The sequence below is a fragment of the Vibrio sp. 1731 genome (genome assembly GCF_033339955.1).
GTDB lineage: Bacteria > Pseudomonadota > Gammaproteobacteria > Enterobacterales > Vibrionaceae > Vibrio > Vibrio alginolyticus.
On sequence record NZ_JAWOVO010000027.1, the window covers coordinates 18,875 to 39,001 of the forward strand.

General features: G+C 50.0%; 21 protein-coding genes. 5 read left to right on the forward strand and 16 right to left on the reverse strand.

What is annotated here, in order from left to right; translation table 11 throughout:
• Window positions 1-471 precede the first annotated feature (471 nt).
• The 3 genes from R7035_RS22025 to R7035_RS22035 are packed head-to-tail and all read left to right on the forward strand — an operon-like array spanning window position 472 to window position 2,186.
• Window positions 472-1,455 carry a ParM/StbA family protein gene (locus R7035_RS22025; protein WP_000077458.1) on the forward strand — a complete coding sequence of 328 codons (984 nt, stop codon included), beginning with the start codon at window positions 472-474 and terminating at the stop codon, window positions 1,453-1,455.
• Between the two features lie 16 nt (window positions 1,456-1,471).
• Window positions 1,472-1,765, forward strand: a complete 294-nt coding sequence (locus R7035_RS22030) for a hypothetical protein (protein WP_000919078.1) — start codon at window positions 1,472-1,474, stop codon at window positions 1,763-1,765.
• A gap of 1 nt (window position 1,766) precedes the next feature.
• Window positions 1,767-2,186 (forward strand): H-NS family nucleoid-associated regulatory protein, encoded by a 420-nt coding sequence (locus R7035_RS22035; RefSeq protein WP_000651490.1) that lies wholly within the window; start codon window positions 1,767-1,769, stop codon window positions 2,184-2,186.
• A gap of 59 nt (window positions 2,187-2,245) precedes the next feature.
• Here the strand turns inward: R7035_RS22035 and R7035_RS22040 are convergent, their stop codons facing one another.
• The 4 genes from R7035_RS22040 to R7035_RS22055 are packed head-to-tail and all read right to left on the reverse strand — an operon-like array spanning window position 2,246 to window position 4,218.
• Window positions 2,246-2,797 (reverse strand): FlhC family transcriptional regulator, encoded by a 552-nt coding sequence (locus R7035_RS22040; RefSeq protein ID WP_001020646.1) that lies wholly within the window; start codon window positions 2,795-2,797, stop codon window positions 2,246-2,248.
• Window positions 2,794-3,402: a hypothetical protein gene (locus tag R7035_RS22045; RefSeq protein WP_000891157.1), complete on the reverse strand. Its 609-nt coding sequence runs from the start codon at window positions 3,400-3,402 to the stop codon at window positions 2,794-2,796. Before R7035_RS22045 ends, R7035_RS22040 begins: the two co-directional genes overlap by 4 nt.
• 10 nt (window positions 3,403-3,412) lie before the next feature.
• Window positions 3,413-3,946: a transglycosylase SLT domain-containing protein gene (locus tag R7035_RS22050; protein WP_000790610.1), complete on the reverse strand. Its 534-nt coding sequence runs from the start codon at window positions 3,944-3,946 to the stop codon at window positions 3,413-3,415.
• A complete protein-coding gene (locus R7035_RS22055) occupies window positions 3,946-4,218 on the reverse strand; it encodes a transcriptional regulator (protein ID WP_000356489.1) in 273 nt (90 codons plus the stop codon). Before R7035_RS22055 ends, R7035_RS22050 begins: the two co-directional genes overlap by 1 nt.
• 715 nt (window positions 4,219-4,933) lie before the next feature.
• Here R7035_RS22055 and R7035_RS22060 point away from each other — a divergent pair.
• Complete coding sequence (locus R7035_RS22060) at window positions 4,934-5,296, forward strand: hypothetical protein (RefSeq protein ID WP_000683483.1); 363 nt, start codon at window positions 4,934-4,936, stop codon at window positions 5,294-5,296.
• Between the two features lie 37 nt (window positions 5,297-5,333).
• Here the strand turns inward: R7035_RS22060 and R7035_RS22065 are convergent, their stop codons facing one another.
• The 12 genes from R7035_RS22065 to R7035_RS22120 all read right to left on the reverse strand — a co-directional run bounded on the left by R7035_RS22065 (window position 5,334) and on the right by R7035_RS22120 (window position 19,240).
• Window positions 5,334-8,948, reverse strand: coding sequence for a conjugal transfer protein TraG N-terminal domain-containing protein (locus R7035_RS22065; RefSeq protein ID WP_000534551.1), 3,615 nt, complete (start codon window positions 8,946-8,948; stop codon window positions 5,334-5,336).
• 12 nt (window positions 8,949-8,960) lie between these two features.
• Window positions 8,961-10,394, reverse strand: coding sequence for a conjugal transfer protein TraH (locus tag R7035_RS22070; protein ID WP_000256129.1), 1,434 nt, complete (start codon window positions 10,392-10,394; stop codon window positions 8,961-8,963).
• A 1-nt stretch (window position 10,395) separates the two neighbouring features.
• Entirely contained in the window at window positions 10,396-11,412 is a 1,017-nt protein-coding gene (gene traF / locus R7035_RS22075; RefSeq protein WP_000749520.1) for a conjugal transfer protein TraF, read from the reverse strand.
• A 134-nt stretch (window positions 11,413-11,546) separates the two neighbouring features.
• Window positions 11,547-13,058, reverse strand: coding sequence for a UvrD-helicase domain-containing protein (locus tag R7035_RS22080; protein WP_000811656.1), 1,512 nt, complete (start codon window positions 13,056-13,058; stop codon window positions 11,547-11,549).
• Window positions 13,059-13,066: 8 nt separating this feature from the next.
• Window positions 13,067-13,345, reverse strand: a complete 279-nt coding sequence (locus tag R7035_RS22085; RefSeq protein WP_000101263.1) for a hypothetical protein — start codon at window positions 13,343-13,345, stop codon at window positions 13,067-13,069.
• Entirely contained in the window at window positions 13,345-14,385 is a 1,041-nt protein-coding gene (locus tag R7035_RS22090) for a DNA-binding protein (protein ID WP_000101568.1), read from the reverse strand. Before R7035_RS22090 ends, R7035_RS22085 begins: the two co-directional genes overlap by 1 nt.
• A 161-nt stretch (window positions 14,386-14,546) precedes the next feature.
• A complete protein-coding gene (locus tag R7035_RS22095; RefSeq protein ID WP_001097010.1) occupies window positions 14,547-15,422 on the reverse strand; it encodes a DNA replication terminus site-binding protein in 876 nt (291 codons plus the stop codon).
• 326 nt (window positions 15,423-15,748) lie between these two features.
• Window positions 15,749-16,240: a hypothetical protein gene (locus tag R7035_RS22100; RefSeq protein WP_000139717.1), complete on the reverse strand. Its 492-nt coding sequence runs from the start codon at window positions 16,238-16,240 to the stop codon at window positions 15,749-15,751.
• Window positions 16,237-17,106 carry a 3'-5' exonuclease gene (locus tag R7035_RS22105; RefSeq protein ID WP_000997323.1) on the reverse strand — a complete coding sequence of 290 codons (870 nt, stop codon included), beginning with the start codon at window positions 17,104-17,106 and terminating at the stop codon, window positions 16,237-16,239. Before R7035_RS22105 ends, R7035_RS22100 begins: the two co-directional genes overlap by 4 nt.
• A 4-nt stretch (window positions 17,107-17,110) precedes the next feature.
• Window positions 17,111-18,121, reverse strand: coding sequence for a tyrosine-type recombinase/integrase (locus R7035_RS22110; RefSeq protein ID WP_000543934.1), 1,011 nt, complete (start codon window positions 18,119-18,121; stop codon window positions 17,111-17,113).
• A gap of 2 nt (window positions 18,122-18,123) precedes the next feature.
• The gene (locus R7035_RS22115; protein WP_000949433.1) at window positions 18,124-18,660 is read right to left on the reverse strand and encodes a hypothetical protein; all 537 of its coding nucleotides are present in this window, start codon (window positions 18,658-18,660) and stop codon (window positions 18,124-18,126) included.
• 298 nt (window positions 18,661-18,958) lie between these two features.
• Window positions 18,959-19,240 carry a hypothetical protein gene (locus R7035_RS22120; protein WP_000575657.1) on the reverse strand — a complete coding sequence of 94 codons (282 nt, stop codon included), beginning with the start codon at window positions 19,238-19,240 and terminating at the stop codon, window positions 18,959-18,961.
• A gap of 209 nt (window positions 19,241-19,449) precedes the next feature.
• Between R7035_RS22120 and R7035_RS22125 the strand changes: the two genes are divergently transcribed.
• The gene (locus tag R7035_RS22125) at window positions 19,450-20,112 is read left to right on the forward strand and encodes a hypothetical protein (protein WP_015063586.1); all 663 of its coding nucleotides are present in this window, start codon (window positions 19,450-19,452) and stop codon (window positions 20,110-20,112) included.
• Window positions 20,113-20,127 lie beyond the last annotated feature (15 nt).

Sequence of the window (20,127 nt, forward strand, 5' to 3'; positions counted from 1 at the left end):
TTCCTATCCACATAACTATCTATCTGGAATTTAAAGCTGATTATTCCAATACTGGAATCTAGTTCTGTCACTAGGCTAACCCATCTTTGGAATTTGTCAAATTTCCCTCTATCTATCTGGAATCTTGATGCTCTTATTCTTTCACAGCCTCTTTACATATGAATCTATATTTAAAGATTCCAGATATATTGGATATGGCATCAAAGATTCCAAATGCCTCTTTACCACCGTCTCTCGATGCTGGAGGGCAAGCGGTTCTCGATGCGAGGGTAAGGTCTGTTTATCTGAGCCTATCCGTGCAGCGTTCCCATAGGTTCCCTTACTCAACGATCAAAAAGCCACCGAAAAGCAACCTATATGCCCCTTTTGGGCAATTACACAGGCCATCTGTCCCCGCTTTTAGCCTTATTCTCTATCCAACACGCGGCAAGCAATCGAAAAGCAATCTAAAAGCAATCTTTGGAGGATTTCATGAGTCAATTTGTTCTGGGTTTGGATATTGGTTACTCCAACCTGAAAATGGCAATGGGGTATAAAGGTGAGGAAGCTCGCACAGTCGTCATGCCGGTGGGGGCAGGTCCATTGGAACTGATGCCACAACAGTTAACTGGCGGTGCAGGGACCTGCATTCAGGTTGTGATTGATGGAGAGAAATGGGTTGCAGGCGTCGAGCCTGACCGATTGCAAGGATGGGAGCGTGAGCTTCACGGCGACTATCCTTCGACCAATCCATACAAGGCTCTTTTCTACGCTGCACTCCTGATGTCCGAGCAGAAGGAGATCGATGTGCTGGTGACTGGCCTGCCTGTTAGTCAGTACATGGACGTAGAGCGCAGAGAGGCGTTGAAATCTCGGCTTGAGGGTGAACACCAGATCACGCCAAAACGATCGGTAGCGGTTAAGTCTGTCGTGGTTGTACCTCAACCTGCCGGTGCTTACATGGATGTTGTAAGTTCAACCAAAGATGAAGACCTCCTGGAGATTATCCAGGGAGGAAAAACCGTTGTAATTGACCCTGGGTTCTTTTCTGTAGACTGGGTAGCTCTTGAAGAGGGAGAGGTCCGCTATCACTCATCTGGCACCAGCCTCAAGGCGATGTCGGTGTTGCTACAGGAAACGGACCGGCTAATTCAGGAAGACCACGGCGGTGCCCCTGGCATCGAAAAGATCGAGAAAGCTATTCGTGCCGGTAAGGCCGAAATCTTCCTCTACGGTGAAAAGGTATCGATCAAAGACTACTTCAAGAAAGCCTCAACCAAAGTCGCTCAAAACGCCTTGATCCCTATGCGGAAGTCAATGCGTGAGGACGGGATGGATGCTGACGTAGTTCTGCTGGCTGGCGGCGGTGCCGAGGCTTACCAAGATGCGGCCAAGGAGCTTTTCCCTAAGAGCAGGATCGTACTGCCCAACGAATCCGTGGCATCCAATGCCAGGGGCTTCTGGTTCTGCGGCTGATAGATAGGAGGTCGTTGTGGCTGGTAGCAAATGGGATGGAAAAATATCTAATCTGAACATATCGGAGCAAGCCTTTCCGGAGCTCTATCGTGAACTGTCCCAGATGCAGCATAAGGCGCGTAGTGATCGGCTCCGCGCCCTTGCTCTATTGGGTCTTTATTCTCTTCGATTTTCTGGCAACATTGGGTCTTTTGAGCAACAGAGTTCAGAGAGTCAACCTGCACAGCATCAAAATTCGCCAGTGCAGACTGACGCAAAACTGAACTCTCAACGTGATTCACTTAAAGGAAAACTGATGGGCTCCGTATGACATGAAAGACCACGAGGAGTTCTCTACGCTATCAGCGGCTGAACGTAGAGAGTTAATAATCGCAGAGTTAAAGCGTAAAAGCCGCATTCGCACCCTGTTGCGAGGACTCCCGTTAGATGAAGTTCGGGAGATCATTGACAGAATGAAGGGCGTTCTCAATGAACTGGAGGAAGAGTACAAAAAGCGAGAAGAAGAAGAAAAAGAAAAGCGAGCTCAGGCTGAGCGAATAATGAGCGACATGGAATCCTGCGGTGTGGACATCGGCTTGCTCAACGAAATGTTCACGAGCAGATCAGAACCTGATAATGCTAAATATTCAAAAGACGGAGTTTCGTGGAGTGGGCAAGGACGTCGCCCGGATGCTTTCAAGGGGTTGGGAGCTGTCGAGCTGGAGCGCTACCGTATCCCACAGAAGAAGTAAAAAAATGAGCGCCGCAAAGTTTGGGCGCTCATCTTCTGGTCCGAAATGTCATAGTCTACTCAAGCACACTCTTTCTCCCCACCACCATGCCTTCCTTGTTCTTTGCAGAACGGACATTCAACGCAGGTTCTTTGATTAACAGAGGTGAAGTACGTACACTTGCAGTTGTCGCACACCTCCAGCATTGCGTCCCCACTTCTCAGCTCCGAAGCAAGACACCAGGCATCAGTAATATCAAACGGAGCCCACCGAGCACCTTTCATTCCGGGCACTTCTTTGCGGATTGCGTGATACATTCTAAATGCCTTGTTCAAGGCTTTGATGTTCACAGACCGCAACACGGCTTCTCCACCAATGTTGAAGTAGAGCTGCATTAGAAGAGAGGCCTGTATCTTGGATGTGTGACTATGAATCAGTGTCGCACCACCCCGGAAAGTTCTGGATTTTCGTTCCAGAGTATATCCGTCCCTCTCCAGATCCTGGTAAAGCCGTCTGACCTGTTTGTAGGTCAGACCAGTCTCGATCATGATGATTTTTGTGATGTACCCAGCAAGGGCCATGTGTCGAGCTGTAACCCAGCGACCCAATGTACCAGAGTTGCCAATGTTCATCTCCACCTCCCACGTCCCTGTAGAGACTGTTGCAGTTTTTTCAATACCGGGTGTGTTAACTCTTCCCGGCTGTCATCGAGAATTTCTTCAATGATGCTCGGAGCAAAACGAAGCGTAAAATGCGTAACCGTTGTTCCAGACATGTGGCGCAACTGGCTGTCTGTTGCCTTAGCCACCAGCTCCGCAAGCTCTCTCGAAACCCCGAAAACTTCCTTTGCCATCTCCGGGTCTCTCGATGCGACGCGGTTAAATAGCAACCAGTAGGCAGCATCAAATTCATCAACACTATGGTTGATAAAAACTACAGGGTCGTAGTCGCCAGAGAGTCGCGTGATGATGTTCTGCTCTGCTGTTTCGAGTTTGAAAGAGATCAACACGCCAGAGGCCAGAGCTTCCAATTGGGAAGGTGTTGCCAGTGACAGCTTTTGAACGGTGTCCATGCCCAAAGAAAATTGTGAGGCCGCATCATCTGGACGTTCTTTTGCCAGAGTGGATAGCAGGTTCCACAATGTCAGATCGAACTCGTAGACGTTTCTATCAGCTTCTTCTTGATCGAGGTTGACGGCTCTTGCATCCCACGCACCAATAATATCCAGTTCCAACATTCCGCCCCCCTCACAAATCACGAAGGTTGCGATAGATAGCCAAGACTCGGCTACCATAGTTTCTGGCTCGGATTTCGTCTTCCCAGGCGTGATAGCGGCCAACGCCAAGCTCCAAGTCATTTGGAGATGACTGAATGGCTTCTGATAGCACCTCTGCCCCAACCATGACGTTGGTCTCTGGGTCGAGAAGATCTGCTGGAGAAGAAACTCTATGACCATTCCACCGGATGCTCACTTGCATAAACCCGACATCAATGGCACGACCGTACTGCTGCTGAAACTCAGCGAGCTTAGCCTTTGCCTGATCTTCCGACTTAGCATAGAAAGGAAGCCCAGGAACGCGAAGCGTCCAAGGCCAAGGACTTATAGAGCCATTACCTCTCCCTGATGCAGATTCGGCCAATGCGACCGAATACACTAGAAGAGGGTCGAGGTTATATGCTTTCGCTGCTTTGTCGAAGATGGTTCCGCTCAGGTCAATAGCATTCGCTGTTGATGAAAGGAGAGCCGCAGACAGAACTAGCGCCTTGGCTTTGTTCTTCATCAGCTTGCCTCCTTATGTCTGAGGGGTATTTCGTGTTCTTCGTCGTACCGCTCCGGCCAAATCTCAGACGGCTTCACACCCAAAGCTGTAGCTATCTCATGTTCCCAGCGTGGACTGGGCTTATAGAGTGCCGTAGACACCACCTGCCGAGATGTTTTGTGTTTTCTGCCCAATGCGGCCAGAGAAAGCCCCTGGATCTTGAGTTTGTACTTGATCCACTCACGTTTCTTCTCTGGGTCGCTTGGGATGTCTATCAATTGGCATTTATCCATTGTTTGCCACCCTTTAAACTGCGTTGTTAGCCATACAAAAAGTGCGTTATTCGATGAACGCTTTTAGAGTTCTTCTATTGTCACAAACTGACACATTTTGCGCCTTTACAAGCCCAAATAATGATGCTGTCAACAATAAAAAACCTTTAAAAACATACACTTAACTTTGTACCGACGGAACAAAGTTACAATACTTTTAGTAATCAATGGGATACGGATATTTTTGCGATAGTAATGGAAAGTGCGCCAAAAGAATGGCGGAAATAGCGCACGGGGAGTGCGGTATTTTGTGATATTAAATAGCGTTTAGGTATAAGTGATTTTAGGGATACAGCGAGGGCTGAAATTGCGAATACAGCAGGAGCTGAGGAGGGCAGGGAAGGCAAAGGCGCATCCCGACCACACAAGGATGATGGTGTTTACAGAAAGAGATATTTGAGAAAGAGAACTCTGCGGTGTTGCAGATGGGGACCAAAGCGTTAGCAATGGCCTATTCCATAGTGTATGCGATTTGTTTGACATGTTCAACTATGTAATGCTTTGTCAATAAACGCCTTGTTCCGTAAGGGCAAACTTTCACATGTGAAAGTTTGAGGGCAAATTCTAATCGAAGAAGTTGCCAATGGAATGGTTGTTTAGCAAAAAATAGTCAAACTTTCACAGTTGCATTTTTTGATGCCGTGGTAAACTGGAGGTAAAGAGTAAGGGGGTTGATATGAAACATGTGGTCAATATTCTTCTGCTGGGAATGGTGCTTCTGGGAATAGCCATGATGGCTGACACACCTTGGGGACTTGGTGTGGCGCTGGCTCCCTTCGGCGTTTGGGGTGCTCGTTTCCTATTTCTGGTTCACAAAAGCCTTTGGGCTGCTGTTATCTTTTGGGGAGGGATCGCTTACTTCCAGTGGCAAGTTGCTTTGGTTGTCGGGGCTCTGTTTGGACTAACGTGCTTTATCCGCGTTGCGCGGTCAGCATATAAAGAGGCACCACCTACCCGGCGCAGAAAAAAACAAACTGGTGGGTTTCAAGATTCCTATGATTTTGACCAGCGCTTCCATATTGGAGCTGGAGACGAATAAGGGGGCCTGCTGGCCCCCTTATTATTTGGTTGGTCTTTTAGAACCTTTGATTTGCTATGTTGTACCCCCTGACGGCAGTCAAATAGCTACCTGAACGGTCTCCAGCTTCCGTCGAGTTCTGCAATACGTTTACCAGCTTGTCCGTAAACTCTTCGTTTTGCTGAGAAAGAACAGGCTGACCTCCTTGCATCATCGGTGAGCCATCCGGGTTACGTTCTGCATACTCCATTTTCAGATTCTGAACAGCCTGGTTCATGCGACCTTCGTTTGTGTCAAACGATTCGGCATAAACAGCGGCTTGGGATTCAGTCAGCCCATAACGGCTTTGAGCGATAGACTGCATCGTTTCTTTGAACTCATCACCGTACTGGTTCATAAACTGCTGCGCGGCTCCACCACCAGCTTCTGCGGCAGAGGATAGCGCTGCTGCATAGAACGCGCCGCGTTCCTCAATGCTCATCCCTTTAGCGGCTTCCGATAGATCAGATTTACCAGTTAACCACTCCTTCGCTGCATCATAGCCGCTTGCAGCAGCTCCCATGACGTTGCGGCCAAGTTTAGCCATACCGACCATCGCATCACCGGCCCAGCCAAACTCCTCTTGCACGGCCTGGTCGCCGCGTTGAGTGGCCGCGATGAATTGGTCGCGTTGTTCAGGTGTCATCGTTCTCATTTGATCCATCGCTCTTGAGAACGCATCAGCGCCAGCTTGACCACCAGCAATGAGAGCTCCACCTGCTTGTTCAGCTCTGCGGCCCATCCAATCACTGGAGTTGTCCCACGCTCCCCACGCCGAAGCGCTCCAAGACATTTCCGGAAGCGAGTTCATAAGGTTATCTTGGGCTTTTTTCAGTTCAGGAGCAGATACATTTCGCTCTGTTTGCTGTGCTTGGTTATGAAGAGCTGACGTACCGGCTGCATGTTCATTTTGAACAAGGGGGCTATTCGTTGGTAACTGCCCAGCTTCTGATGCCGGATTAGTTCCAGCCATCCCAGCCACATTCTCCCGGAATCCGGTTGGGATGTTAGGTCCACTGCCTACAGCCCCTTGAACCTGACCTGGTAGGCCTTGAACATTCGGGCCTTCAATGCCGTTATTTCCGTAAGCATCACCACTAAATGCTCCGTTGCGACCGGACGCGGTATTGATCGCCTGTAGTGCGGCTTGATACCCGCCAAGCTCCTTACCCTGTTCGTAATTTTTGGAGTTGGTCATTGCTGTCATTCGCGCTGCTGCCTGGGCCACTTGAGGAGACATTCCGTAGGCTTGGTATCTTTGCTGTAGTGAAGCCGCCTCGTCTTTAACCGATTGCGGCGCGGCATTTCGGAAATAGTCATTCAGTTGGTTCATGGCCGCAGGGGTTTGTGCTACTGCACCACCGAGAGTTTTAAAGTCGGTATTAGTCATGGAGCCCATTTGGTTTTGGAGCTGACTCATTGTTGTGAAGGTGTCCGATGCAGACACCAGTTCAGAAGCGGACTTGGATAGGTTCTGGGATAAGCTATCGCCCCAGGTTTGCTTGAATGACTCGCTTCCAGAACGGCTGAAACCCTGCGCTAATTGATTTGTCAACGCCTGGCTATCGGTTTGCGAATAGCTCACACCCTTCATGAACTGGGACACATCACTCGCTGACCAGCTTGAAGAGTCTTGAGTTGATGACTCTGTTGCTCCCTTCGCTTGCGCTTTGATGTCCAGGACATCACTGCCGCCGCCTGATTCGCCATTACCACCAGCAGGAACTAGGGCTGTACTGTTTGATTTCACACCAGCAGCGGCCTTCATTGCTGCCCTGGCCTTGCCAACCATAGGCATAAGCATGGACGCAGCTTCGTCAACATCGAGTGTGCCCATAGCCTGCATGGCAAAAGCACCTTTGACAGCATCAGAGTGGCTATCATCCACCTGGAACTTATCCATGAAGTTCTTGGCTTGCTGGTTGATCAATTGGCTTTGAGCTGTGTTTTGCGACGAAACGTTGCGCCCGACATTGGAGAGTCTTGAATAGGCTTGATCCTGACTTACTCCATCAGAAAAACCTCGACCAAGAGTGCTTTGGAAAGCCTCCGATTTCTGACTTTGTAATGCCTGTGCGGAGCTCACGCCTGATGCCAAGGTGGAGCCAAGCGAGAAGGTACTGATCATGCTTTCTGCGCCGTTTGCAATCGCACCACTGAACTGGTTGTGATTGTACGCTGGCTGACTTTGCATAACCGGACCTTGCTTGAGTAGATCTGGCGTTTGCATCTTTTCGTCAACGTGGTCAGAACCACTTATTCTCGATGCCAAGCTGGTGAAGGCGTAGGTGCTACCTGTGACGATAAACAGGGAAATCACCGGAGTGGCCGCAGCCAACATGCCGCCGGTTGCAATCCAGTGTTGCAGAACATCTCCAGTTGAGGAAAGAGCGTACATGGAGTTGAGACCACCAGCACTGAGGCTAGACATCTCATTTGACGCGGCGGTATGAACAAACAGGTTTATAATTGAGAGGACTGGCATCCATAGCTGAATCCAGAGGATGGTTTGTACATATTTCCCGGCTAACTGGAGGCCGAAGCTGCCCATCACGATAATAAAAGCAATGATCGGGGTTATAGCATAAATAAAGCCTTCAAAGAACGTCAGCATTGGTCGGACGACGGTCATGAACATCGACTGCTCTGCGGCCCACTGTGTGTTCCGTTGCTGAATAGCCTGGTTGACCATCAATGCAGAGCCATAATCCTGGAGGTCCTGATAACGTCCTGCTGCGGCTTCATAATAGAGGGGCTCCAGAACGGCGGCTTTCAGATAGTCGATTGATGACGTAGTTGTGGCACCCATCGCTTGAAGCGAATCGGTCAGCTTCGTTAGAGCGTTGTCTCCAGTTGACGTGTCAATACCCAGTAGGCTGTTAAGAGCATCAACAACAACCGGGCTGCTTAGGTTGGCGGTTGCAGTGCTAATAGCCACCCATCCGTCAGTACATGTGTAGTCAGCGCCGTCAGGGTTTGCTGTAGACAAATACAACCTAGTTCCGTAGAGCTGTGAGTTGAATCGCAAAGCTGAGTCAGTTGAACGGTTCATCAACTCATCAAGGGACATTAGGTTGAGATCGACTTTGGTTAACGTGCATTCCCGAATGTAATTGTTCCAGGAACGCCTCACGTCAACATAGCCGCCTCCATTTGCTGAGTTAAGCGCAGTAAAAACTCCTGTGTCATAGGCTCGCCGTCTGACGTCATTCAACAGTTTCAGTGTTTCGGAAAAGTGGCTTTCCGTGACATTGGGTACGATTACCCCATATCCAGTTTCAAACAAATTGGTGATGGTGTATCCCACGTTGGATATGACACCTCCAGCAAAGCCTACCCCAATAGGGACATTGGCGACGACTCGAACCTGCCCTGTATAAGCGTCCTCGATAGTCACAGTTGTGGTTGGGCCGAAGAAACAGGCATATAGAATCCAACCTACCAGCACTTGCTGGAGGTTGATTTGCTTTGCGCCCTGAAAGACGGACTGAATACAGATCATCAAGACCCCAAGAAGCAGGCCAATACTGACCATCTTCTCGAAATCCCCGGTGCCGGTGATCATTGATACTGCAATCAGGATTTGCTCCAGAAAAGCAGAGTCACCGATAGAGTGGATTGAAAAAGATCCCATTCCAATAGCTCCTTAGTTCGTGCTAGGAGGATTGGACAAAGTTGCCAGCATGTATTTTTGCTTGCGGATGTTGTCCAGTAGGTTGTTGTATTTCTCAATTTGGCTTGCCAGATCGCCGTATTGAGAGGACAGGATTGTGTATTCAGCACGGATTTGCTGTTGCGATTGCGCGAGAAGCTCTAGTGCCTCTTTCTTGTAGGGTGATTTGCTGTTAGCCATCGCAATGCGAGCTGCGCGGAAGAACTCTTCCGAGAAGCTATACATCATGGTCAGGGCTATCGCTCCTGATGACTCTGTTGCGAACAGGTTAGCGCCGTCCTGTGAAAGGACAGACAAGTTACGAACAATGGTGCCAATCCCTCCGGGGAGGTTAGAAACAAAGGCCTTTTCTGGGTCGGTTAAGGTTCCAGAGTTCGTTGCGTATTTGTAGATCACACCAGGTGTAGAGCTTGTTCCTAACAGCATATCGGTGATCTGGTTCTTGATACCTTTGAGCACGACAGTTTTATTGCTGGAGCCAGCACTCAGGCAGTTGGTCGTATCAGAATCACAGGAATAGATCTCAACAGAACCGCCTGAAATCAGGTCTGACAAGGTGATCTTGTTACCTGGTAGGGTCGTCAGAGGGGTTGTTTTCGCACCAGTGCCGGTTGAGTTCGGGTCGTTTACCAGATCACCAATGATGACTGTGCCGGTTAAAGACATGATCGCTTCAAGAAGGGTGTTATCCCCGTACTGGAACCAGGTGTTGGCGTTGTTGCTCTTGAGTTGCTTCCAGACGATGTTGCCAATCATCTTGTTGTATTCGTCAGGTTTGTTGGCTTTCAGTTCTTCCAGAGGACTCTTGCCGCTGGTTTCCTGCTTGGACCCGAAGAAGTCTTCATACAGGCCGGAAGTTGTCGCGGTTATAGAAGCATCAGTTTTGTGTTTAAGGTCCATGCCGCTGGTTAGGTCGTTCACGAAACCTTGAGCGAGCTGGCAGGAGTTGCCCAGATGTTGGTTGAGCGCTTGCACTTTCTTCTGGAAGTTCTCTATCCACTTCGCTCCGTCCGGGAAAACGTTATCGAGCGCAAGCTGGAAGGCATAGCCCTTGGCGTTGGCTGCTACAGCCCGAAGGAGTTGGACAATTTGATCCGCGTTAATGAAGGAAAGCGAACCGCCGAACAGATCTACACCACCGCAACCAGCTTTCCATGATGGAGGGGCAAAGCTCACCAGGTTCTCGTCGAAGATTCGTGTCTTTGCAGTGAACCGGCCACCAGCTAAAACGCCACGTCGTTGGCTTTCATAAACCCCAGGTGGTGTTGTGTTGCTCATTTCATTGAAGAGTTTGTCCATCTGTGATTGGAGGCCGTTAGCGGCTATCGCCCCTGTCGGTGCCATGACGAGACTGGCCGCCACACTCAGGGCAAGCAGGCTCCTTTTTAATGTCTTGTGCGTGACCATCTTAGTTCTCCTGTAATTTGTCCCGGATGTACTTCATGAGTTGTTCCGGTGGCACAAAGTTGTCTTTATCACCGCTCGCTTGAGATAGCTGTTTGAGGTCAGAGCCCAGCTCTGGTGAGGCCAAGCGTTCGGCTATGTTGTTTTCCAGGTTGAGTACCGGACGTGTACGGTTAAACTCTTCGTCTGTGACCCAACCATTGCGTTTTGCTGCGACCAAAATCCTGTGATTCAGCTCAGGAAGAGACATTGGCCCTTGTCCTATAGGAGCGAACTGACCGTCTGGAGATGCGAGGTAAACAGCAGGGAAAGTTACGATACCAAGTTGTTTGGCATGGCCTTCATCGGTTTTGTAATGGGGGAAAAGCCCACTGGGGAGTGGTTTGCCGTCCATAGATACAGGAATGATCGAGAATCCTTCTCCTTGTTCCAACATCTTGATGAGCGGTGCTTGCAAGTCACTGTAGTCATCGTCGGACTTGTAGAAGAAGAATATCCCTACGCGTTCGGCTACGCTTTTGAGTAGCATGTTTTTGGCGTTACCAGCGTCACGATCAACTTGTTGTGAGGCAAACGTGGCAGCAGGACGTCGAGTAATTTCATCCAAGAAAGGATCACCTACGACCGCCAGCTCTGTAGCATCGGAAAATTGTTCAGAGCGATCTATCGCAAATCGTTGCAAGTAGAGAAACGTCCTGACGTTTTCAACGGTAGGATTGTTCCAAGCAAGGTCTTTGTACTTGGGTAAGTTTTCCCGGAACCATTCCGCTGAGAACATTTCTGGGCCGCTCGGAAGCGGAGCAGCAGGCTTAGGCTGTGTAGGCTTCGCTTCTGCCACAGGCTTTGGTTTGGGCTTTTCGGGTTTTTTCTCTGGTTCTTTGGGCTCTTCCTTGTACCAGAACCAACCCTCTTCCTTTCGCTCATAAAAACCAGGTCTTGTGCCATCTTGAGCCCAAGCCTGGTGTGATGCCCCCAGCGTGAGCGCTGCAAGGAGCAGTAAATTCAAAGGTGATTTTTTCATAGTCTCACGCACGTATTTTCCCATGCTCGATATGGTAGAGGTGGGAGGCGTGAAATTAGGCAGGTGTAAGCGCCCATTTAGGGCGCTTAGAGCGTTTTATTTGTCAACTTTCACATGTGAAAGAATTGACCAAACTATTTGGTCGTGTCCTCTTCAACTTCTGTCGCTTCTGCGGCCATCTTCATCTGCTTCTCGACCATGCGTTTTTGGGTGATGTAGCGGATAACCATCTCGACAGCGCTGTTCAACGCAAGGATTCGCATCGCTCTGGTGGATGCAACGTAGAGCAGGTTTATTTCATCGTCACGGGCCATTGGGTCGAGCTCTGGGTCCAGGACATCCGGAAAGTCGTCATAGAGCTGAACAAAGTCCCACTCCAACCCTTTGCACCGATGAGCTGTTGAGACCGTAATGTCAGCCCCAAACTCTTCTTTGACTGTATTGCGTCGTAGAGTGGTGAGTCGTTCAGGGATTTCATCGTAGCTGTTGATGATCTTGACAGCCCTCATCATCTCAGGGTCTTTGGTCGCCTTCGCTACTTCTTGATACTCGAAGTAGTCTTCATACTCATCAAGCAGTTTCTTATTCTTTACCCGGTCTGGCTCTGCCATCGAAAACCAGTACAAATCCTGGAGCTCATTGATCTGGTAAGCGTCGATTCCACCGACCCAGAATACCTGCGCTCCGGATTCGGTCGCAGAGAGCGCCGTCTCTATAACCCCCATGACGGTTCGGTGAAGTATTGCGCGGTGGCCCACGTCACCTGGTAAAAACATGAGTACCTGATCTGCTGGTCCCCGGCCAACAACAGGTCGTGTTTCACCTTTGAGTTCAAGAAGGGCGTTTGCCACCAGCGAAACGTTGGGGCCAAAGCGGAAGCTATGAGTGAGATAGAGTTGGTCGGCGTTCATGAGCTCTTTGCTATCAAGGGCGTTGTTTGCGCCTCTGAACCTATAGATCTGCTGGTGGCGATCTCCAACCAGGATTACCTTGCAGTTCTGCTGTAGGACGATGCTACTTGTTACGGGGTTAGCGTCTTGTGCTTCATCAAAAAGAATGGTGGTGTACCGGCGAGACAGATTCGGCATCCCGAGCTGATACTGTTTGAGGTAGCAATCGTGTACGGTCGGGAACGGATCTTGAACGTTTGTCATCCGTTTCCATATGAGCTCAGCACCTTCGACCACCTGGATTTGGTATCTCTCCTGTTTGGACGTAAGCACTTTACCCGTATCGGCGCGAGCAAAATGCGTATAAAGAATCCGCATGTCTGCACTACACATAAAGGCGTTGAGCGTATCGAGAATATCTTTGGCAAACGTCCAGTTCTTGGTATTCACCGCTTGGGCAATATCGGTGAGCCTTAGGTTGCCGGAGAGTTTGTGCTGGTAGCCCCTTCCTATAGTGGCGTAGGCAAGCTGGTGGGACGTTTTGCAGTCTACGTTTGCAGGAAACTTTTCTCTTGCCTCGTCGCGGATAGCCCTGTTGTATGCCAAGTAGAGGATACGTGAATCGAGGTTGTTGTGGGCGTACTTCACCAGTGTCGTGGTTTTACCCGTTCCAGCGTAGGCCTTAACGACAAGGCGAGGCCCTTTGTACTGAGTGATCAGTGATTGTTCTGGTGTGTCAGGAGGAAGTTGTTTCATGAGGCCCCCTACGACAAACACATCTGGAGAGTGATGCGCTTCTTTTGTGTCGAGAGGAACGTACTGATCCGCTTTTCTTCTCGGGGGAGGGATACTTCACAATCCAGATCTGTCCACCAGTCTGGGGCTTTACCTTGAGCCACCTCCGTAACCCAACTATGGAGACGGTGTAACCAGCGATAGTCGCCAATAGATGAGGTGGCTAGTGTCATAGCCTCCTCAATCTTGGTTTGAAGAGCCGCAGCTCTGTGTCGCCACTCTTCTGAATATTTAGCCTTTCGCGCCATCAGTTTTCCTCTTTCTTTTTCCCTCCCTTACCAGCTTTAGCGAGCTCTTGCTCCAACCCAGAAATTTTGGTCAGTGCATCATTGAGTCTTTGTTCGAGGCTCTTGGCCTGCTGGTCTTTTTCCTGCAACTGACCAGCCATCATGCCTTTGTCTTGAACAAGAGCGCGAGCTTCTGCTTCGGCGCTGGATAATTTGGCGTCCAGCTTTTCTACCTCTCCAGATAGGCGCTGGCACTCTCGTTCAGCGGATTCGCCATGAGCTTTGGCTGTGGCAAGGGAGTCCTGTGATTGGGCCAGTTTGGCCTGTACATTTTCGAGCTGCTCTTTCAACGATGTTTTTTGTTCCTGAGCGGCCCGGAGCTTTTCTGTCTGCTCTATACTCTTGCCTTTTTGCTCCTCCAACTCACCCTCTGTAGTTGCCAATTTTTGGCTCAAAGAGCGATTTTCGCTTTTAGCTTGCTCCAGGTGATCCTGTGCTCGGGTCAGATCTGCGGCTTTCGCCTCCAGCTTGCCCTCCAACTCAACGATCCGCTTTTCCAGCTTATCAATGTCAGCCAGTGAGCGTTCTAGCTCCGCAGACTTGAGGGATAGCGAGTTTTCTGCCTTACCAAGGGCCGCATCGAGCTCTGATTTTTTGTTGGTGAGAGCTTCAAGTTGTTCCTCCAGTAGCTCAGCCCGTTCGGTGGCATCATTTGCCATGTCCACGGCTTGCTGCATATCTTCCTGGTACTCAATTTCTTTCTGTCGTAGCAGTTCACGCTCGCGCTCAAGCTGTTCATCGGCGCTTGCTTTGGCTACCGTATAGATCTTCTGTAGGAAGAGCTCAGCATCGCTCATAACCGATTCTGGAAGGACTACCTCTACCAGCTCTTCATCGAGGGAGTGTTCCTCTGACCACTGTTTGAGATACGTTGAAATGGTGGTAAAGCTCCCCTTGCCAATGATGTCTCTGATAGCGATGACCGTTGGGCGTTTACCGGCGTCCTTGAGCTTTTGGGCCGCAGCCGCTACATCGTCAAACTCAACCAATTTTCTTGCCATGAGAACGTTCCTTTTAATTTGTAATGTTTACGATAATTACGATAATTACGATAATACGGTAATTATCATAATTATATATCATGCTGCTGTCGATTGGAATTGTTTGTGTGGGACAAAGCCCTTCCGGCTGCGGAAAAGCCTTGTTACGCGGTCACGCTGATTCATCCAGGGAAGGATTCGATAGTGACTCCACCGAAGGTGCCAAGGATTTCCGATGCCGCTTTATCAGATCGAGTTTTGCGTTGTTCTGAGGCGTCAAAGTTACGAAGCAATTTGAGCTGAACATCCTTATCCTGGAGCACGATCAGGGGCATTGGCGCGGTAACGGTTTTGAGTACCCCTGCGGCCATGACGTTTGCCACCGGTTGAACCTTTACTTCCCTTCGCTCCCGGAGATAAGGCTCCGGGGTGCTGGCGATCTTCTGGATAAGCTGCTCCAGGGGAAGTTGATAGTCTGGCCCAGATCGCTCCAGCTCCTCTCTGATGCGTTGCAAAAGCTCCTCTTTTACGGGCTTCTTCAAGGAGTCCTTCCGTTGCCAGGTGAAGCGGATAGAGTCGATGTCGCCATTGGTATAGCACCGAATTTGTCTGTAAAGGTGGAGAGTCATGACACCAGGGCAGTCCGCTCGAAGTGCTTCAAACCTCTCTTGCCTGGTGGGGTACGTCGAGATAATGAACTCCTCGATACCAGCTTTGGCCGCGTTGATGCGTTCAACCGTCGCCGCAATTTCGTCAGCTACACCAATCCTGGAAGGGGAGAACCAGAGTACCCCCACGGTGCGCCTGGCAGACTTCTGCGAATAGTCTGGGTTGATGTGAAGATCTCTGTAGCTGTGCGCTGCCAGCTCAAGAGCTTCGCGCCCAGTTTGTTCAGTTACGACAATCTTGTTGACGGGCTCGTTCTCCATTCCTTTTCCGGTAGGAGGGATGGCCGCAACTTTTGCGTACCGTGGCGGTAGTCGTTTGATAAGAGAGGACAGGTTCGTTAAGTCGCGGCACATGGCCGAGAATTGTTCTGATATGAAGTTTTTAGCCATGCTGCCGCCTATGTGTGGGTTTGTTCTAACAGTTCATTGGTTACATAGTAGACAGATTTAGACCATCATGCAACGAGGGGGAGGGGCAAGAATACGCCTCCGCTTCGCGTCGGCGGGTGCCCTGTTTGACCTTCGTGTGTGAGATTAGATTGAGAAAGAGAGAGAAAAAGAGAGAAAAAGAGAGAAAGAAGAAAAGCGCGGGGCAAGCCAGAAATGTGGCTGAGGGGGACTGCTGGGGTGGGGCTGGCACCCTCTATACCCCACTTTGCATGATGGTCTAACTTTGTGGTTATAGGACGACTTTTAGAGTGCCTAGATTTGCTCGATTAGGACAAATTTCGGTCCATCCACGCTGATTGGCGTAGCAGCGCGATGGCATCAGAAGGGGTAACTTTCCATGCGTTGGAAAGCTGGCGAACTGCGAAGACTGCGAGCTCCATTCGGTCGTCATCATTGATGAAATTCTGGAGCTGGTTTCCTCGCTCACTAAGGATGATCGCAACACCGGCCTTGCCGTTGTTGTAAACCGCAAAGCTCTTATTCTTCGCGTCGCCGTGATAGGAACCCTCAGCCTTGCTACGCAAACCAAAGAGAACGCTGCAAAACGCCGTCAGTTCGCCGCGAGTGAGCTGCACCGTGATCTTGCTTTTCCAGTCTGGGCTGGACCCCGATGCCCTGATCGGCGCAATCTCGATGCTGACCGTAGGATATTCACCTCTGGTTAGCGTGTGTTGCACATTCAGGCCGGTGCGTTTCGCGGGGTCCTTCTGCCAGTCTGAGAAAAATTTGAGACTTTCGCCGTAGGATTGTTCTGTCATTCCAAATTACCTTTGCTTTGAAGCTCCTGGAGCTGGACCACGAGGTCACGTTGGACTTTGGCTATCTCTGTCACCAAGTCGGCGGTGGCAATAGCGTCGGTCGCTGCTGAATGGGCTCGACCTTTCCAGCTCACACCTGCCTCGCAGGTGGCATCCGCAAGTGAGATTGTGCCGTGCCGGTTGGTTGAGCCAAAGGCATCAGCCGCCAGCTTCATCGCGCACAGACAGTTCTGCTCTTGCCACCAAGAGAGTTGGTCTCCAAATGCACTGGCTGTTTGCCTCAACATCCTACTGTCGAAACTGGAGTTAAATATCACCAGATGACGGCCCGACAAAAGCCGGGCGAGAGCTGGCGCAACTTGAGTCCACGTAGGCTCATTCGACAGCTCAGTCTCGGTGATGCCATGAACACCCATTGCCTGAGGGTCTATTTCCACGGTTGGCCGTAATCTGGTGCAGAGGAGAACCGCGCCTCTGATGTCAGTAACAGCCAGCTCGATCACCTGGTCTCTTTCACCAAGTCCGGTCGTCTCGGTATCGAGAACCAGAGGTTCCAGAGCGACCCACCTTTGTGCCATGACAGAGGCCTTTGCCAGGTTGCTACGCATTCTTGCCTTGACCGAAAGGATGGATTGCGCCCTTATTTGCTTTTGTGATGCCGGTGAACAACCCCTTCTCCGCATTGGTTGGCAATCTGCTATCCGGTACACTCCAAATTGGCCACCATACCCGTTTTTGTAGAACGAAACTGGCTCTACTCCTGGCTTAGGCTTCATCCTAAATTCGTCCCTGAGCCGTCCTTTTGAAAAGCACCTATCGGCTTTCATGGCTTCGGCTCTGGCAAGTTCGAGTTCTTCATCATTCATGCTGTTAATCCGCTATATCGAGGCGTTGGCTCGCTCTCTTCAAACGCTCATCGCCGCGTCTGTCATATTTCTGGGTAGTTGCAATGCTTGAGTGGCCCATTGCGTCCTTCACGGTCACAATATCCTCACCGTTATCCAGCATCGAGGAGGCAAAGGTGCGTCGCAGGTCATGGGGCGCAAACATCTCCAGACCGGCTTCAACTCTTCTGGTCTCCAAGATGTGGTAGATGGCCTGATCCGACATCCGCTCTCCAGTCACATCATCAAACCGCCTGATCCTCGGGAATAAAGGCCCTTCATGCGTTCCTCGAACCTCTTCAACCCACTTATCCAGTCTTTTCCATGCGCCACCAGGCACATACGCCATTCTCTCTTTGTTGCCCTTGCCAAGAACCTTGAGAGCGCGGTCCTTGTAGATCATGCTTCCCATGTCCAGCGCAACGATTTCCGAGCGGCGCAAGCCACACCCGAGGAGCACCCCGAGAATGGCCGCATCCCGAAGCCCTTTGGCGCTTGAATCACTTTCACATGTGAAAAAGAGGCTGCGAATCTCATGGCGTTCAAGTGCCCGCCCTTTAGGAAGTCGAGATCCACGTACTGAACGGACTTGCTTAATGTGCTGGAAGCTATCCGTATCAATTTGCTTCATCGTCCAGGCTTCAAGAGCCACCCCTTTGAGCGCTGACAGGTAGGTGTTGATCGTTGCCGGAGCCTTCCCTGCATCCCCCAGCATTTCCAGCACCGCCAATATGTGGTGCCGCCTCATTGAGCTCCATGCACAGTCACGAAGGTTCTGAAACCCGATCATCTTGGCGACAATGTTGAGGAATGAGCTCATGGTCTGCCTGCTTCGCTTTGACCCGAGGCTCACCAGATAGGCGACGGCGGGGTTGTCCTGGATGTTCCGGAGCGAGCTCGATGACGGCAACAGTTCACCGCGAATGCTTTGTTCTGCCGGAACATTTACTTTCGCATGTGAAACTAGCTCTTCCTTGTCATTGTTTGTGTCGTGCAAAGTTACCTCCTAAGCCCGACCGCAACGAGAAGAAAATCCCATATTTTGAGGTGAAGAGGTAGTTCCTCCTCCATATGTTGCGTTTCGTAGCTTTGCATCAGTGGTTCAAACTTGGTTGGATTGCACAGCAATTCGTAAACTGTTCGGTTGGGCTTGGTGATCGGCTTATTCGGAGTGAATCCATGTTTGTTCTGGAGGTACAGCGCTACCGCGCCACTTCTGGATTCTCCGTAATAGCAATGAACGAAGATCTGATCGATACCGCTACCAACCAATCCATCCAGGAAGGTGGACAGCTTTTCAGCCTGGGATGAGTCAATGTAAGAGGCGTAATTCATCCGGAACGCTGCCTTCATCGTGTGGATGGTGTTCTCAGAATAGCCGCCGTCATAGAAGCTATCGCGGTACAACTGCCCCCACTGTCCGAGAGCGGCAGGGGACTTGTCTGGGTCAGTTATGGAGATCATGGCCGCACCGGGAACCGGCTCCAGTCTTTCGGCCTCCGCTTGACTAATGAAAAAGACTTTTTTGCTAAGCATGTCCCATCATCCCCTTACAAGGATGTGTTGCGAGTAGCTCACGCGCCTGACTTTGCCCCTCTTGAGTATCTACAGGAGCGGTCGTATACACACCTCCATGCCGCAAGTCCACAATACTGGTCCGACAGCAAGAACCTACGTTCTGAACTTTATTGTCCGAATCCAAACCAGCAAAAGTATGGCACGGTCCAGGGAATGGTTTCCTGCAAATAGAGCAGCGCTCAAAGTTCTTATCGAGGATTCTCTTTAAAACTTTCTCAAATTTGTTTTTGTTTAACATCGAGTTCTCCACACAAAGTTACTGGCCGAGCATCCCAGCCAAGGTGGTCTGCTGGCCTTCGCTACAAGGTGCAAATCCGGCAAAAGCACCGGCATTAACCTTGAGCTCATCAAAGCGTCCATCGGTGTCCCGGTAGTACACCTTACGTTTTCCAATTCCACCTTCGAGGTTTGCGGCCAACCAGGCGATCACTGCATCAGCATCGTTCGTAACTGATGCTCCCTGATCCAGATCGATAAGTACCAGGTGGGTGTCCGTCTGGAGTGCCACTTCAAAGGTCGCTCTTACATCAAAAATCACTGGTCGCGCTCCTTGTAAAAAGTGGGCATTCAGCACCACCTATCCTATTCCAAAAACTCTACTTTTTCAAAGATACATTTTAATAAGTAGAACAACAGCAAGAAGAACTTAAATTTATTTACCGTAATTATCATAATTACGGTAATACGGTAATACGGTAATTTTACAGATTTAGATGGAATGGTATAAGATGTCTCGCTGGAACATACTTGCTGAAAAAACGCTTAACAACGATAGTGAAAACATCATGTACAGGTGCGAGAGATAATATGTATAAGAGCCTTGAAGATCTGATGGCGGGTATTTACGAGATGGCAGCGCCAGATGGCATCATCTGTAACGAGGTTTCCAAATTCCTTGCGGCCAACCAGGTCAAGCCGGAAGACATAAGCTCTGGGATCTGGTTTTTCCTGTGGCTGAAATCAGCTCCCAAGGATGCGAAGCCAATCCAAAAAGAAATCCCCGGATTTGGAGTTGTTCTCAACATGCCGACTTATGGCGGAACGCTCAACGAAGCAATCACAGGGTTGATCGAGAACGAGTGCCGTCAAATAGAGCTCGCTGAGGGACATCCGAGCCTTGAGGCTTGGGTTGAATCAGTATTAGCCGGTCGAGATGACGGAGAGGAAAATGAAGCTGCGGCCAATATCGTGGATCTGCTTAATGGGTGTCACGACCTACTGGATACAGCAATAATCAATTACCTTTTTAAGGTGGGAAAAATCAACGAGCAAGAGATTTTGTCGCTCATCTATTATGGAGAGCTATGTGACCACTCTCTTGTCGGTACGCCTTTTTCAACGTTACATATCCCGAGTGAAAATAACGTCCACGAACGTAACATCATCCCCATTAAAAAAGGAGCCAGTTAGGCTCCTTTTTGTTAC

Excerpts from the sequence above, each read along its gene's own strand:
- R7035_RS22025 (WP_000077458.1), top strand. The coding sequence starts at position 472 with ATGAGTCAATTTGTTCTGGGTTTGGATATTGGTTACTCCAACCTGAAA.
- R7035_RS22035 (WP_000651490.1), top strand. The coding sequence starts at position 1,767 with ATGAAAGACCACGAGGAGTTCTCTACGCTATCAGCGGCTGAACGTAGA.
- R7035_RS22040 (WP_001020646.1), bottom strand. The coding sequence starts at position 2,797 with ATGAACATTGGCAACTCTGGTACATTGGGTCGCTGGGTTACAGCTCGA.
- R7035_RS22045 (WP_000891157.1), bottom strand. The coding sequence starts at position 3,402 with ATGTTGGAACTGGATATTATTGGTGCGTGGGATGCAAGAGCCGTCAAC.
- R7035_RS22050 (WP_000790610.1), bottom strand. The coding sequence starts at position 3,946 with ATGAAGAACAAAGCCAAGGCGCTAGTTCTGTCTGCGGCTCTCCTTTCA.
- R7035_RS22055 (WP_000356489.1), bottom strand. The coding sequence starts at position 4,218 with ATGGATAAATGCCAATTGATAGACATCCCAAGCGACCCAGAGAAGAAA.
- R7035_RS22060 (WP_000683483.1), top strand. The coding sequence starts at position 4,934 with ATGAAACATGTGGTCAATATTCTTCTGCTGGGAATGGTGCTTCTGGGA.
- R7035_RS22065 (WP_000534551.1), bottom strand. The coding sequence starts at position 8,948 with ATGGGATCTTTTTCAATCCACTCTATCGGTGACTCTGCTTTTCTGGAG.
- R7035_RS22070 (WP_000256129.1), bottom strand. The coding sequence starts at position 10,394 with ATGGTCACGCACAAGACATTAAAAAGGAGCCTGCTTGCCCTGAGTGTG.
- traF (WP_000749520.1), bottom strand. The coding sequence starts at position 11,412 with ATGAAAAAATCACCTTTGAATTTACTGCTCCTTGCAGCGCTCACGCTG.
- R7035_RS22080 (WP_000811656.1), bottom strand. The coding sequence starts at position 13,058 with ATGAAACAACTTCCTCCTGACACACCAGAACAATCACTGATCACTCAG.
- R7035_RS22085 (WP_000101263.1), bottom strand. The coding sequence starts at position 13,345 with ATGGCGCGAAAGGCTAAATATTCAGAAGAGTGGCGACACAGAGCTGCG.
- R7035_RS22090 (WP_000101568.1), bottom strand. The coding sequence starts at position 14,385 with ATGGCAAGAAAATTGGTTGAGTTTGACGATGTAGCGGCTGCGGCCCAA.
- R7035_RS22095 (WP_001097010.1), bottom strand. The coding sequence starts at position 15,422 with ATGGCTAAAAACTTCATATCAGAACAATTCTCGGCCATGTGCCGCGAC.
- R7035_RS22100 (WP_000139717.1), bottom strand. The coding sequence starts at position 16,240 with ATGACAGAACAATCCTACGGCGAAAGTCTCAAATTTTTCTCAGACTGG.
- R7035_RS22105 (WP_000997323.1), bottom strand. The coding sequence starts at position 17,106 with ATGAATGATGAAGAACTCGAACTTGCCAGAGCCGAAGCCATGAAAGCC.
- R7035_RS22115 (WP_000949433.1), bottom strand. The coding sequence starts at position 18,660 with ATGCTTAGCAAAAAAGTCTTTTTCATTAGTCAAGCGGAGGCCGAAAGA.